The following is a 13,854-nucleotide window of genomic DNA, read 5'->3' as shown; positions in this document are numbered from 1 at the left end:
AGGTGCGCGCCGGGGTCAGGGCGCCTCGACGCCGGCGATCAGGTAGCGCCGCACGTCGGCGTCGAGGATGGCCGCCTCCTGCGCGTCCTCCGGCCCGGAGCCACGGAACGCGGCCAACTGCTCGGCTGACTCCCAGCGTTCGTAGACGTGGATCCGGCCCGGCTCCAGCGGGTCGGCCGCCAGCAGGAAGTCGAGGCAGCCGGCGGTGGCGCGCGCCCGTGCGATGACAGATTCACAGCCGGACAGGTACGCCTCACGTGCGGCCGGTTCGACCTGCAGGCTGCCGGCGATGATCAGCATGGTGCCTCCGGGGGTGAGTGGCTGAGGAGCGTGATGCCCGTGGGTCATATGTATACCCGTGTGTCATGGCGCTGTCCGGGACATCGCCGCCCGGACGGGTGACGCCGGTCCCGCCGGTCCCACCCGCCCCCAGCGCTTCATATCGTGCAAACGTGAGAAAAAGCGACAAGAGGCGCTCATCTTCCCTGCTGGGGAACTCTGCCCGCGTACCCCTGAAGGTGCTGTCGGCGGCGGTCGCGCTCGCGGTGCTCGCGACGACCGGGCCGGCCACCGCGGACGGCCCGGGCCGCGAGCCCGTCGCGGACCCGGCGCAGACGACCCAACCGGGGTACGGGGTCGAGCCCGGCGACGGTCAGAGCCACGAGCCCGGGGTGGACCCGACGCCGGAGCGCCCGCCGACGAGCGAGGTGTCCTGGTTGTCGTTTCCCGGCGGCGTGTTCGCGGTGGACTCGCTCGGGCACACAGTGCGCTACCGCGCCTGCGACGGCGACACCGGCCGGGTCGCCGACCCGACCATGCGGGTCGCCGCCGGGGTGGCCAGCGGGGCTGTCGTCGTCGGAGGCACGGCCTACCGGTACCGGGTGCCGCTGATCGGGCGCAGCGAGGGCACGCTTGAGGTGATCCAACGGCACCGCCCGCCGACGACGCTCACCGGCGTGGTGGTCACCAGCCCGCAGCCGCCCACCGACCCGGTCGCCGGGGCCCGACTGTTCCCGCTCAGCGGGCAGCTCGCCCGGGTGGTCGCCGACGCGAGCCTCAACCCGGCCGGCGTCACCGTCCGCGACCTGTCCGGCCGCTACGGCGACCAGCAGATCGCCGTCAACGGATCACTGCGCCCCAAGGCCGCGAGCGTCATCAAACTGTGGATCCTCGTCGAGCTGCTGCGTCGCGTCGACTGTGGACAGGTTGCCCTCGACGACGGTGTGCTGGTCACCCCGGAGGACGTGGTCGGCGGCACCGGTCAACTGCAGTTCGAGACGTTCCCGCAGGTGGTGACCCTGCACCGGCTCGCCCAGTACCTGATCAAGTACAGCGACAACGTGGCCGCGAACGTGCTGATCACCTACCTGGGTGGGTTCGCCCCGGTCAACGCGCTCATCGACTCGATGAACCAACGCTCCACCATCCTGGCCCGCCGGATGCTCGACAGCGCAGCGGCACAACGCGGCGAGGAGAACTACACGAGCCCGGACGACGTGGTGTCCCTGCTCGGCGCGGTCTGGGACGGCGAGATCCTCACCCCCGCCTCCCGCGACCTGATGATCGGGTTCATGCGGGAGCAGACCCTGAACACGAAGATCCCGGCGGCGTTGCCACCCGGCGTGCCGGTGGCCCACAAGACCGGTGACCTGCCGGATGCCTCACACGACGTCGGCTACTACCTGATCCCCGGCACCGAGACCGCCGTCGCGTTCCTCACCGCCGGCCCGATGGCCACCGGCGACGAGACGGTCCGGCGGATGGCCCGCACCGTCTACGATTTCCTGGTCACCCCGGTCGACGGGGCGGTCGAGGAGTGAGCCGACGTCAGGCGCCGGGGATGTTCGCCGGTGGGTCCTCGCCCACCAGGTCGGCGGCCGGCGGGTCGGCCGACACCGGCAGCCCGAAATCCGAGTACGTCAGGTCGAGCTGGGCGACCTCTGACTGCTTGCTGGCCAACTCGATGCGGTAACGGACCAGTCGACCCTGCTCGTCGACGGCGGCGGTGAAGGGGACCGCAGCGGCCCGGTCACCGAGCACACCGCCGACCCCGTCGCCCAGCACCGCGCCGCTGTCGCGCAGGTCCAGCGTGCCCGCGTACTCCCGCTCGGCGGTCTGCCGGACGGCGGTCGCCGTGCTGAGCGTGCCGGCCAACCTGGTGTTGTCCAGGCCCTGCTGGGCGGGGGGTGAGCCCGGAGCGCCGACATGCCACCAGGTCTTGCCGTCCCAGACCGGAACGCGCCGGTCCGGGGCGCTGATCCGCACGTAGACGTCCGGCCCGGTGGTGAGCCGTTCGATCGTCACCTCGCCGGTGGGCACCTTCAGCGAGGTGGTCTCCAGGCCCCGCTTCGCCTTCGGGTCCCAGAGCACCACAGTGCCGTCCCCGCCCGTCGTCCCGCCGCTGCTCAACGCCAGCTTGTAGGTCTGCTGGTCGACCTTCCCGGCGGCGGCCTTGAGCACACCGACCGGGTCGGTCAGGCCCGCCGACGCCGCCGGGCGACCCTCATCGGGTTCGTCCCCTGTGGCCACAAGTGCCCACACCCCGGCGGCGACGGCCACGGCGAGGATGACACCAGCGGCGATCAGCTTCGGTTTCTGCACTGTCATCTCCCCCGGGCGGTGCGGTCCGGCCAGACTAGCCGGACCGCACCCACTGCTGTTCCCGGTCGGCCTGCCGGCCGATCACGCCCGGCTGATCGCGTTGGCGTGGATCGCCTCGTGCAGGTACGCGGCCAGCCCCGGGGCGATGTTCTCGTAGTACGCGGTGAACCGCTCGTCAGCCAGGTACATGTCGGCCAACCCGGTCTGCATCTCGTACGAGCACTCGTAGAACCAGCGGCTGATGAGCTGCCGGTGCTCCTCGGCCAGGTCCATCGCCTCCGGGCTGTCCGCCGGCGCGCCCGAGGCCAGCACCGCGACCATCCGCCGACCCCAGTCCTCGTTCTCCGCCTTGTTCCGCAGCCAGTCTTCCTTGCGGTAGCCGGCGACCCGCCGGTTCGACTCCCGGTACGCGTCGGTGTCACCCCACCGCTGCTCCGCCTCGGCCTCGTACTGCTCCGGCTTGAAGTCACCGAAGACCTCGAACCGCTCCTCGGGCGTGAGTTGGATGTTCATCTTGCTCGCCTCCATCGCGAACTCGATCGCCGCGACCATCTCCTGCAACCGCTTGAGCCGCACCGTCAGCAGCTCGTGCTGTCGGCGCAGGTGCGCGGCCGGATCGGCCGCCGGGTCGTCGATGATCGCGGTGATCTCCTCAAGCGGGAAACCCAGCTCGCGGTAGTACAGGACGAGTTGCAGCCGTTGCAGGTCCACGTCGTCGTAGCGGCGGTAACCCGCCGAGGTGCGCCCGCTCGGCGAGAGCAACCCGATCTCGTCGTAGTGGTGCAACGTCCGCACCGTCACGCCGGCGACCTTCGCCACCTGACCCACCGTGTACGCCATGGTTCCCCTCCCTTCCGGGAACCAGGCTCCTGCCTGCCGCTACGTGAGAGTCAACTCCGATTCTGGCCCACCATGGCGGGGCCGTCCGGCCGCCCGTACAGATAGCCCTGACCGCGGGGGCAACCGATCGCGGTGACCGCCTCGTGCTGGCGCTCGGTCTCCACCCCCTCGGCGACCACCGCCAGGTCGAACGCGCCGGCCAGGCGGGTGACCATCTCCACCGTGGCGTACGCCCTGTCGTCGGTGCCGAGCCGGGCCACGAACGACCTGTCGATCTTCAGCTCGGTGGCTGGGATGCGGTGCAGGTAGCTCAGCGACGAGTAGCCGGTGCCGAAGTCGTCGATGGCGATCCTGATGCCCAGCTCCCGGAGTTGGTGCAGCCGCTCCAGCACCGCCTCGGTGCCCTCGATCAGCGCCGACTCGGTCAGCTCCAGGGTCAACGCCCGTGGCGCCAGCCCGGCGGCGCTGGTGGCCGCTGTGACAGTGGCGATCAGGTCCGGCCGGCGCAGGTGCGCGGCGGCGATGTTCACCGCGACTGTCGCCTCAGGTGCCCGACCCCGCCAGGTCGCGGCGGCCCGGCACGCCTCGTGGATCACCCAGCGGTCGATCGGCAGGATCAGCCCGGTCTCCTCGGCCAGCGGCAGGAACTTCGCCGGCGGCAACATCCCCAGCCGTGGGTGCTGCCAGCGCACCAGTGCCTCGGCGCTGCGCACCACACCGGTGGCCAGGTCGACGATGGGTTGGAACTCCAGGTGCAGCTGGTCCTCGTCGACCGCGCGGCGCAGGTCGGCGATCAGCTCGGCGCGGGAGACTGCCGACTCACGCAGCGCCGGCGTGCAGGTGCGGTACGCGGACTTCCCGGCCGCCTTGGCCGCGTACATGGCGATGTCGGCGTCGCGCAGCAGGTCGGAGTGGGAGGCGTGCTGCGGGCCGTACTCGGCGATGCCGATGCTCGCCGACGGGTGCACCCCGACGTCCTCCTCATCGTCGGAGGGCCGCAACGCGTCCAACAGCCGCTCGGCGAGCCGCTCGGGTGACACCGGCCCGTCGCCGTCGACGAGCACCGCGAACTCGTCACCGCCCAGCCGGGCGATGGTGCCGTCGCCGTCCACGGCAGCGTGCATCCGGGCCGCCAGCCCGGTCAACAGGGCGTCCCCGGTGGCGTGCCCGAACCGGTCGTTGACCTGCTTGAACCCGTCCAGGTCGAGCAGCAGCACCGCCACCGGCCGCCCGTCGCGCAGGGCCAGGCGCAGCCGCCGGTTGAACAACAGCCGGTTGGGCAGCCCGGTGAGCTGGTCGCCGTACGCGAGCCGGCGCAGCCGCGCCACCAACCGGAGGTTCTCGTTGGCGGCCAACCCCTGACGGACGGCGAGGGCCGCCAGCAACACCATCATCGTCACGAACACCAGCTGCGGGGTCTGCCCGGTGGGCCGACGGGCCAGCACCACGGCGATGATCGCCCCACCCACCGGCAGGTACGGCAGCGCCACCCGCCACCAGGGCGGCAACGGCGACTCGGCGGTGTCGTCGGCGCCCTCGCAGTCCGGTGGCGGCGCATTCCGGGTGGCCAGGCCGATCAGCAGGTAGCTCATCGGCCAGCACAGGTCGATCGGATGACCGGCGCTGTAGTCGGCGCGGGCGACAAGCGACACGTAGACCACGTCGGCGACGACCCGCAGGGTGAGGCTCGCCGCGAGGATGCTCATCGGCCGCCACATCGGCCGGACCGGGCCGGACACCGCGACCAGGATGGTGAGCTGCATCAGGTCGAACATGGGGAAGAGCAGCCCCAGCGTGCGCGCCGGGTCGGCCAGCTCGGCGGCGGCGACCCCACGGAAGACCAGCACCCAGCCGATCGGCAGCAGGGCCAGGGCGACGATCACCCCGTCCAGCAACGTACGGGCTCGCCCGACCGCCGTGCGTGGCGCGGACGGCGAGGTGAGCAGCGCGGCCGTGCCGGTGAGGATGCCGGCGGTGAAGACCACCCCGACCACCGGCGTGTGTGGCAGGTCACCGCCGACGAGCCGCTGCACCGTCCAGATCGCCCGGCCGATCGCGGCGAGCGCCATGGTGACGGCGAGCAGCGTCCAGAACCGGCGCAGCGGCACCGGATGTCGACGGGCCACCCCGACGCACGCGAGCGTCGCCCAGCCGGCGACCAGCATCGCGCCGACATCACTGACCAGCGCGGCACCGGGCAACGCGGCGACCAGCCAGCACGCCTCCACCGCGATGACCGCGGCCGCGACGAACGCACCGGCCGCGTTGAGCGTCCCCGCAGCCTGCTTTCCGTCCTGTCGGGACACGGTCGCTCCGGCTCTTTCGTCGTGCGTGCACCCTCGGCAGGACCGGTCCACGGCAAACCCCGAAAGCCTAACCAGCGCTCAGAAACGCCGCCAGAGCCGAACGTGCACGTCGGGCCGGGCTCCCGGCTCGGCCTCTGCGCCCCGGCCTTCGGGTCCCTGCCTTCGGGTCCCGGCCCCTGCACCCCGGCCTTCGGGTCCCGGCCGTCACGGTCAGCGGCCGGCGGAGCGGTTCCAGGGTGAGCGGGGCAGTGTGGTGCCGGCCATTGGACGGCGGGCGCGGCGGCGTCTGCGCCGGCCGGGGGTGCAGGGCGGTCGGGCAACCGTGTGCACTGCCACGTCGGCCGAGGACGTTGGTCGGCCGATCAGCCAGCAGAGGAAGCGTTCCATCGTCGGATCAGCCGACCGGGAGGCGCTCGGCGTCGGACTTGGAGATCTCGTACTCCGCCGCGCAGAACGTGCACTGCTGCGCGTACCTGGTGCGGATCGGAATGAGGGGGATGAAGAAGAGTGTGAATTTCGTCGAGCGGCGGGTGATCACCTGCGCGGCCTGGTTGCCGCAGTGGCGGCAGACCTGCTGCACGACACCGGACCTGTCGACCTTGGTACGCAGACCGAAGATGAAGAACATCGCCCGCCAGTACCCACTCGACAGCGAAAAGTCACCAGATCCCGCAACCGGATCACCGAAAACGCAGACAAGATCGTGCTCGATCCAGGATGTAGTGGCCTCCGGGGTGCACGAGGCCACTACATCCATGATCGAGCACGATCAAGGCGAAACGATCAAGGTGCGACAGTCAGCGCGGGACCGTCAGCTGGCCGGCGAGGGCTCCAGGCCGGGGATCTCGGCGGGGAGCCAGATCGGCTGCCAGTTCGGCACCTCGTGGAAGCGACGCAGCTCGTACAGCCCGGAAACCGACCCGCTCCAGGCCCCGTACGGCGGGTTGGCCTCGTCGAAGCCGCTCTGCACGAAGGTCAGCGTGGTCCGGCCACCGGACTCGGCCAGCTCCCAGCTCGTCACGCCGGTCGGCCCCCAGTCGACGGACATCCGCCGGCCGGGCTCCAGGTCGACGACCTTGGCGGCGTAGCCGTTCTCGAAGCCGCCCATGGCGTACCGGCCGCCGACCCACGGCTCGATGCCGATCGGGTAGCCGAACCAGGCGCTGGCCTGCTCGGAGTCGGTCAGCGACGTCCACACCTTGTCGGCGGGGGCGGCGATGACCAGCTCACCGCGCAGGTCGGCGGAGGTGAAGTCGGTGCGGGGCAGCAGCGGCTTGCCCTCCACGTGGGCGGCCAGGTTGGCGATGGACAGCGACCAGTACGTCTGGAGCACGCCCCGGATGCTGGAGCCGCTCATCGCCTCGGCGAAGTCGAAGTGGCTCTGGGTCAGCGTCAACACGGTGCTGTCGGTGCCCTCGGCGGTCAACTGGAACTCGGTGGTGGTCTCCACCCCGTCGAGCAGCCAGGCGAAGCGCAACGTGTCGTCGTCGGCGTGCAGCAGCCGCTGGTGCGGGGCGTCACCCTCGGGCGTGTAGCGGCCCCAGAACTCGTACCGCTGGGGCAGCTCGACCTCGGCGTGCTCGGCCAGCCAGAGACGCAGCTCGGCCGGGTCGGTCAGGGCCTGGCGCACGCGCCCGACGGGCGCGGAGAGACGGGCCTGCACCTTCATCGGTTCACTCATTGTCGTTCCCTTTCGGATAGCAGGCGACGGCCAGCTTGAAGGCGTCGCCTTCGCTGCCGCCGTAGCGGGTGAACAGGTCCTGAAGTGCGGTTTGCAGGTCGTGCAGGAACTGCTGGCGCTGCTCGGCCGGCACCCGGATCTCGCCGGAGACCCCGATCGAGGGCAGCTCGGGTGCCGCCCGGTCCAGGCCGGCGATGTCGGCCTGGACCTCCTCCATCAGGTCGAGCAGGTAGCCCAGGCTCAGCTCGTCGCGGGCCCGGCGCAGGCCGATCCGGCCGACGAGCCGGGGCGAGAGCCAGTAGGACCGGGCGGCGGCCTGGTAGATGCCTTCGGTGATGCCGCGGACCTTGCGTTCGTTGACCAGCTCGACGAGGCCGGCCGCGACGAGCTGCTTGACGTGGTAGTAGACGCGCTGTGGCGTCTGGTCGAGTCGGGCCGCGACCTCGGTGCAGGTGCGCGGCTCGGCCAGTTGCCGCAGCACCTCGACGCGCTGCGGCTTGAGCAGGACTTCGGCCTGCTCGATCTGCTCCAGGTACAGGACGTCTCTCATGGCAAAATTAGTTTGTACGTACAAAACTTCTTTGTCAATCGCTTCGCGAGAAGCCGCGCCGACTTTTTTCGACGCGGCTTCAGGCGGCGGTCAGCAAGTGATCAGGGCAACCAGTCCGGCCGCAACGGGTAGCCGCTCACGCCGTTCGGGCCGTTGTGGGTGGCCAGCACCTGGTGCAGCTGGATGCCGTTGCGTTCGAACGCCATCCGCGACCCGGCCATGTAGAGCCCCCACACCCGGGCGGTGCCCGCACCCACCTCCGAGACGCAGAAGTCCCAGTGCTCGACCAGGTTGCGGCACCAGGCGGCGAGCGTCAGCGCGTAGTGCTGGCGCAGGTTCTCCTCGTGGTGCACCTCGAACCCGGCGTCGTGGATTTCACTGATCAGCCGCCCCGGACCGGCCAACTCACCGTCCGGGAAGACGTACCTGTCGATGAACGCTCCGGAGCGGTGCGGGGCCCGGTTGTCAGCGCGGGTGATGCAGTGGTTCAGCAGCCGCCCACCCTGCCGCAGCCGATTGCGCAGCGCCCCGAAGTAGGCCGGGTAGTTGCGCACCCCGATGTGCTCGGTCAACCCGATCGAGGAGATGGCGTCGAACTGCTCGGCCGGCGCGTCCCGGTAGTCGAGGTAGCGCACCTCCGCCAGCTCGGTCAACCCCTCCCGCTCGATAGCGGCCTGCGCCCACTGCGCCTGCGCCTTCGACAGGGTCACCCCGAGCGCCTTGACGCCGTACTCGCGTGCGGCGTGGCGCACCATGCCACCCCAGCCGCACCCCACATCCAGCAGCCGCATGCCCTTCTTCAGCGCCAGCTTGCCGGCGACCAGGTCGTACTTCGCCGCCTGGGCCTGCTCCAGGGTGTCGTCCGGAGACTGGAAGACCGCGCAGGTGTACGTCATCGACGGGCCGAGCACCTTCTCGTAGAAGGCGTTGGAGACGTCGTAGTGGTGTGAGATGGCAGTGCTGTCGCGCACCCTGGAGTGCCGCAGCCCGTTCATGACCCGCTTCCAGCGGGGCTGCGCCTCCTGCGGCGGTGCCGGCGGCGGCATCAGCCGCTCCCAGCCCAGCCCACGGACCAGCGCCAGCCCCTCGGCCAGCGACGGTGGGCGCAACCGCAGCTCGTCCTTGAGCACCCGCAACGCCTCGTACGGGTCACCTGGGTGCACGCCCTGCAACGCCAGGTCACCACTGACGTACGCCCGGGCCATGCCCAGGTCGCCGGGTGCGGTGAGCAGGTACGACAGCCCACGTTCGGAACGGATCGCCAGGGTGATGCCGGCGTCGGACGGGCCGACGGCGCTGCCGTCGTACCCGGTGATCCGCACCGGCAACGGCCCCGTGGTGACCGCGCGGACGACATCCGCGACGGTCGGACCCGTGTGCCGGCCCCCCGCCGGCGGGGTGGCGGGGACGCTCGCCGCCCCCTGATCTCTGTCGGTCAGGCTCATGCTCGTGCTACCGCCTTTTCGTACAGTCCCGTCAGCCGGTGGTCCGGGTCGTAGCGGTCTTTCACCGCGCGCCACGTGTCGCCGCCGTACAGGCGATCGAAGGCGTCCCGGTCGTAGTACGCGTCGGAGTAGAGCGACTTGTGCCCGCCCGACTCCGACACCCTGCGTTCGATCGTGCGGTTGACGTCGCCGTCGGCGGCGCCCGGCGCGATCGGCACGCTCCCCCAGAACCCAATGTTGACGTAGTCCTGCCCCGGCCGGAGCGGATACAGCGGCCAGGACCGCGCCGAACCGGGACCCGCCGGCTCACGCAGTCGCAACGGGCACAGCCACACCGGGTTCATCCCCACCGCGCCGGCGAACCAGCGCAGGAAGTCAGCAGTACGGTCCAGCGGAATCTCCACGTCCTGCACGACCCGCTCCCGAGCCGGTTGCCCGCGCAGCCGGTCGATCCGGGCCGCCACCTGGTGGCGGTGCTCCAGCCGGACCAGTCGGTGGTAGAAGTCGCTGCGCCGGTAACGCGCCGGCCAGAGCCTGCGCACGACCGGGTGCTGCGCGCCGAACGCCGCCGAGCACCAGAACCAGTCGGTGTCCCAGCGCCACAGATAGTCGTACGCGGTGAGCACGTCGCGGGTGCGCTGGCGCAGCGACCGGTAGTAGATCGCCTGCCCGGTGTAGTCGCTCGGCGGGTCGGCCGCGTCGGTGAACGTGGCGAACACCAGGTACGCCTCGCCCGGGCTGAACATCACCCCGTCCATCGCGTCCACCGGCTCGCCGGCCCAGGACCGGGTCGCGCTCACCTCCGCGATCGCGTCGGTGAGCGCCTCCAGCTGGGTGAACCTGACGTTGCGCAACGCCACGTACCGGCCGACCGGTTGCAGCTCGATGCGCAGCCGGGTGGCGTAACCGAGGCTGCCCAGCGAGTTGGGGAACGCGGTGAACAGGTCGGCGTGCTCGCCGTCGGGTCGGGCGGTGACGATCTCGCCGGAGCCGGTGAGCACGTCCAGCTCCCGGACCGACTCGTGCGGCAGGCCGTTGCGGAACGAGGTCGACTCGATCCCGAGGCCGGTCACCGCGCCGCCCAGCGTGATGGTGCGCAACTGCGGCACCACGAGCGGCATCAGCCCGTGCGGCAGCGTCGCGTCGACCAGGTCCTCGTAGGTGCACATGCCCTGCACGTCGGCGGTACGGCCGGCCGGGTCGACCGACAGCACGCCGTTCAGGCCACTCACGTCGAGGCCCGGAGTCCGGGGAGCGGACCGGGGGCGGAACAGGTTGGAGGTGCGTTTGGCCAGCCGGACAGGCTCGCCCGTGGGCACCGCGGCGTACGACCGCCGCAGCGTGTCCACCGCTTGATCATGGTCAATCGGTTGATCCACACGCTCAGCGCGCATGTGATCACCTTACGCTCGCCGTTCGGAAACCGTGGGATGTCGGCAGTGGCAGTTTCCCGTCCGGTGGCAGGCCCGACGGTTACCGTGGCGGGCATGCCATCGCCAGCGATCAGCGCCCTGGACGCCGCCCAACTGCCGTATCGGCTGGTCAGCCACGGTGCGGTCGGCAGTCTCGCGGAGGCGGCCGCCGCCCGGGGCGTGGCCGTTCCCGATGTGGTCAAGACGATAGTGGTCCGCCGCGGTGAAGACGATCACCTGTTCGTGCTCACCCCCGGCGACCGGGTCATCTCCTGGCCCAAGCTGCGCGCCCTGCTCGGGGTGCACCGGCTCTCCATGCCGGACGCCGCGGGTGCCCTGGCCGCCACCGGCTACGAACGCGGCACCATCACCCCGTTCGGCGCGAGCACGGCCTGGCCGGTGGTCGCCGACGAGCGACTGCGCGGCCGGGAGATCACCCTGGGTGCCGGCGAGCGCGGTCTCGCCATCGCGATCGCCGCCGACGCCGCGATCGCCGCCCTCGACGCCACAGTGGCCGACGTCACCGACCCGCAGCCCACCCGCTGAGCGGCTGCACCAACCACTGCCAACGTCGGTGGCCCGGCCTAGTCTTGGTTCCATGCCGAAAGCCGTCTGGAAAGACCTGGTCATCGCCGACAGCGACGACACCGTGCTGGTGGAGGGCAACCACTACTTCCCCCGGTCGGCGCTGCGCGACGACCTGATCCGTGAGTCCGCGACCCACACCGTCTGCCCGTGGAAGGGCACCGCCTCGTACTACACCCTCACCCACGAGGGCAGCACCAGCGAGGACGCCGTCTGGTACTACCCCGAGCCCAAGCCGGACGCCGAGATGGTGCGCGACCGGGTGGCGTTCTGGAAGGACGTCCGGGTCGTCGACTGACCGCCGGGCTGGCTCGGGCGCGACGTCGTGGGTGAGGATGGCGCGTATGTCCGCGCCCGAGGAACGTCCCGACCCCGCCGGCACCGTCTACGGCGGTCACCGGGCACCGCGCTCCGGTCCGCTGGCCGATCCGCTGCTGCGGGTCGCGGCGGCGGTCGGGGTCGTCGGCGTACTCCTGGGGGTCGTCTTCGCCACCGGGCTGCTCGACGGTGACGACGAGCCGGCCGTGCCGGCGTCGGTCGGCACGCCGTCCAGCGCGACCCAGCCCAGCGAGCCGGCCGGCGAGCCGAGCCCGACCACACCGGCCGAGCCGTCACCGACCCCGTCGGCCAGCACACCTGCCGCCCCACCCACCGGGCCCCGGGTGCTGCGCGGCGCCTCGGGCCTCTGCCTGGGGCTCGACGGCGACGGCGAGAAGGCCGAGGCCGAGTTGGCGGTGTGCACCGGCGCCCCGGAGCAGCAGTGGGTGGTCAGCCCGGCCGGCGCGGGCGTGCTGTCGTTGACCAACGCCGCGCACGGGCAGTGCCTCGACGTCGAGGGTGGCAGTCGTGACGACGGCGCACGGTTGCAGCAGTTCCCGTGCCACGGCGAGGCCAACCAGCAGTGGCGGTTCGGCGGAACCGGCACCAGCGCGGTGCTGCTGATCGCCGCGCACAGCAACAAGTGCGCCCAGGCCGACGACGACGCTGTCGAGGCCGGCGAGGACATCCGGCAGCGACAGTGCGACGGTCGCCCGGCCCAGCAGTGGACCCTGGGCTGACCGGCCGACGCGTAGCGGTTCAGCCCCGGAAGCTCCACGCCCGGGGCGCGGTCGCGGCGACCAGCACGGCCTCCGGCACTGCTCGGCCCGGTCGTCGGCGCAGCAGCAACGACAGCCCAGCCGCCCCGATCGACAGCGCGCCCGCCACGTACCAGGCCATCGCGTAGTCGCCCAGCCGGTCCCGGACCAGCCCCGCGCCGGTGGCGGCGACCGCCGCGCCGAGTTGATGCGCGGCGAACACCCAGCCGAAGACCACCGCCCCGGCGCCACCGAAGTACTCCCGGCACAGCGCCACTGTCGGCGGCACGGTGGCCACCCAGTCCAGGCCGTAGAAGACGATGAACACCAGCATGCTCGGCTCGGCGGTGCCGGAGAACAGGCTCGGCAGCACCAGCAGGGACAACCCGCGCAGCGCGTAGTACATGGCGAGCAGCAGCCGGCTGTCCACCCGGTCGGTGAGCCAGCCGGAGGCGATGGTGCCGACGATGTCGAAGAGCCCCACCAGGGCGAGCAGACCGGCAGCGGTGGTCTGGGCCATGCCGTGGTCGTGCGCGGCCGGCACGAAGTGCGTACCGACCAGACCGTTGGTGGTCGCCCCGCAGATCGCGAACCCTCCGGCCAGCAGCCAGAACGGTCGGGTCCGGGCCGCGGTGGCCAGCGCGCCGAGCGCCCGGGTCGCCGCACCGCCGGTCGCCGGCGGCGCCGCGACGACCTCGGTCGCCCCGTAGGCGGGCAGGCCGAGATCCGCCGGGTGTTCGCGCAGCAGCCACACCACCAGGGGTACGACCGCCAGTGCCGCCACGGCCACCACGAGCGCGGCGGTACGCCAACCGTGGTCGCGCACCAGGATCGCGATGAGTGGCAGGAACACCAGTTGTCCGGCCGCCCCGCCGGCGGTCAGCACTCCGGTGACCAGGCCTCGTCGGCGCACGAACCACCGTCCGGTGACGGTGGCCACGAACGCCAGCGCCATCGAGCCGGTGCCCAGCCCCACCAGCACACCCCAGCAGAGCAGGAGCTGCCAGCTGGCGGTCATGAAGACGGTCAACCCGCTGCCCGCGGCGACCAGCAGCAGTGCCACCGAGACCACCCGGCGGATGCCGAACCGGTCCATCAGGGCTGCCGCGAACGGCGCGGTGAGCCCGTAGAGCAGCAGGTTGACCGAGACGGCCGCGGAGATCGTGGCCAGGGGCCAGCCGAACTCCTCGTGCAGCGGGTGCAGCAGCACGGACGGGGTGGCACGGAAACCGGCCGCGCCGACCAGCGCCACGAAGGCGACGGCGGCGACCAGCCAGGCGGGGTGCAGACGGCGGTTCTTGGTCACCTGACAAGTCTGGGCCCGGCCACTCACCTCGACGAGTGGCCGGAAAGCCATC

14 protein-coding genes are annotated in these 13,854 nt (G+C 71.4%); 4 read left to right on the top strand and 10 right to left on the bottom strand.

Annotation, left to right across the window (positions count from 1 at the left end; all coding sequences use genetic code 11):
* Positions 1–15: 15 nt before the first annotated feature.
* Positions 16–300, bottom strand: coding sequence for a putative quinol monooxygenase (locus ACQP0U_RS05320; RefSeq protein WP_433316266.1), 285 nt, complete (start codon positions 298–300; stop codon positions 16–18).
* Between the two features lie 152 nt (positions 301–452).
* Here ACQP0U_RS05320 and ACQP0U_RS05315 point away from each other — a divergent pair, with 152 nt between their 5' ends.
* Positions 453–1,820, top strand: coding sequence for a serine hydrolase (locus ACQP0U_RS05315; protein ID WP_433316264.1), 1,368 nt, complete (start codon positions 453–455; stop codon positions 1,818–1,820).
* Positions 1,821–1,827: 7 nt separating this feature from the next.
* Here ACQP0U_RS05315 and ACQP0U_RS05310 read toward each other — a convergent pair whose 3' ends face one another.
* From ACQP0U_RS05310 to ACQP0U_RS05275, 8 genes are all read right to left on the bottom strand, one after another.
* Positions 1,828–2,601, bottom strand: a complete 774-nt coding sequence (locus tag ACQP0U_RS05310; protein ID WP_433316262.1) for a hypothetical protein — start codon at positions 2,599–2,601, stop codon at positions 1,828–1,830.
* 81 nt (positions 2,602–2,682) lie between these two features.
* On the bottom strand, positions 2,683–3,441 hold the full coding sequence (locus tag ACQP0U_RS05305; protein WP_433316260.1) for a MerR family transcriptional regulator: 759 nt from the start codon (positions 3,439–3,441) through the stop codon (positions 2,683–2,685).
* A gap of 50 nt (positions 3,442–3,491) precedes the next feature.
* Positions 3,492–5,747 carry a putative bifunctional diguanylate cyclase/phosphodiesterase gene (locus ACQP0U_RS05300; RefSeq protein ID WP_433316258.1) on the bottom strand — a complete coding sequence of 752 codons (2,256 nt, stop codon included), beginning with the start codon at positions 5,745–5,747 and terminating at the stop codon, positions 3,492–3,494.
* A gap of 394 nt (positions 5,748–6,141) precedes the next feature.
* The gene (locus ACQP0U_RS05295) at positions 6,142–6,375 is read right to left on the bottom strand and encodes a zinc-ribbon domain-containing protein (protein ID WP_030490878.1); all 234 of its coding nucleotides are present in this window, start codon (positions 6,373–6,375) and stop codon (positions 6,142–6,144) included.
* A 183-nt stretch (positions 6,376–6,558) separates the two neighbouring features.
* On the bottom strand, positions 6,559–7,428 hold the full coding sequence (locus ACQP0U_RS05290) for an SRPBCC family protein (protein ID WP_433316256.1): 870 nt from the start codon (positions 7,426–7,428) through the stop codon (positions 6,559–6,561).
* Complete coding sequence (locus ACQP0U_RS05285) at positions 7,421–7,978, bottom strand: winged helix-turn-helix domain-containing protein (RefSeq protein ID WP_030490876.1); 558 nt, start codon at positions 7,976–7,978, stop codon at positions 7,421–7,423. Before ACQP0U_RS05285 ends, ACQP0U_RS05290 begins: the two co-directional genes overlap by 8 nt.
* A gap of 101 nt (positions 7,979–8,079) precedes the next feature.
* Positions 8,080–9,423 carry a class I SAM-dependent methyltransferase gene (locus ACQP0U_RS05280; protein ID WP_433316254.1) on the bottom strand — a complete coding sequence of 448 codons (1,344 nt, stop codon included), beginning with the start codon at positions 9,421–9,423 and terminating at the stop codon, positions 8,080–8,082.
* Complete coding sequence (locus ACQP0U_RS05275) at positions 9,420–10,817, bottom strand: FAD-binding oxidoreductase (protein WP_433316253.1); 1,398 nt, start codon at positions 10,815–10,817, stop codon at positions 9,420–9,422. The genes ACQP0U_RS05280 and ACQP0U_RS05275 overlap by 4 nt, the downstream gene beginning before the upstream one ends.
* Before the next feature lie 93 nt (positions 10,818–10,910).
* On the opposite strand from ACQP0U_RS05275, the gene ACQP0U_RS05270 reads away from it, so the two are divergent.
* From ACQP0U_RS05270 to ACQP0U_RS05260, 3 genes are read left to right on the top strand one after another with little or no spacing between them, the layout of a single operon-like run.
* On the top strand, positions 10,911–11,381 hold the full coding sequence (locus tag ACQP0U_RS05270; protein ID WP_433316252.1) for an aminoacyl-tRNA deacylase: 471 nt from the start codon (positions 10,911–10,913) through the stop codon (positions 11,379–11,381).
* A 52-nt stretch (positions 11,382–11,433) separates the two neighbouring features.
* Entirely contained in the window at positions 11,434–11,718 is a 285-nt protein-coding gene (locus ACQP0U_RS05265; RefSeq protein WP_433316250.1) for a DUF427 domain-containing protein, read from the top strand.
* Between the two features lie 46 nt (positions 11,719–11,764).
* Entirely contained in the window at positions 11,765–12,478 is a 714-nt protein-coding gene (locus ACQP0U_RS05260; RefSeq protein WP_433316248.1) for an RICIN domain-containing protein, read from the top strand.
* Between the two features lie 19 nt (positions 12,479–12,497).
* Here the strand turns inward: ACQP0U_RS05260 and ACQP0U_RS05255 are convergent, their stop codons facing one another.
* Positions 12,498–13,853 carry an MFS transporter gene (locus ACQP0U_RS05255; protein WP_433316246.1) on the bottom strand — a complete coding sequence of 452 codons (1,356 nt, stop codon included), beginning with the start codon at positions 13,851–13,853 and terminating at the stop codon, positions 12,498–12,500.
* Between the last annotated feature and the right edge of the window lies 1 nt (position 13,854).

The sequence above is a fragment of the Micromonospora sp. CA-269861 genome, from assembly GCF_050948505.1.
Lineage (GTDB): Bacteria > Actinomycetota > Actinomycetes > Mycobacteriales > Micromonosporaceae > Micromonospora.
The sequence above is the reverse complement of the archived record's forward strand: the minus strand, read 5'-3'. Positions and strand labels throughout refer to the sequence as shown.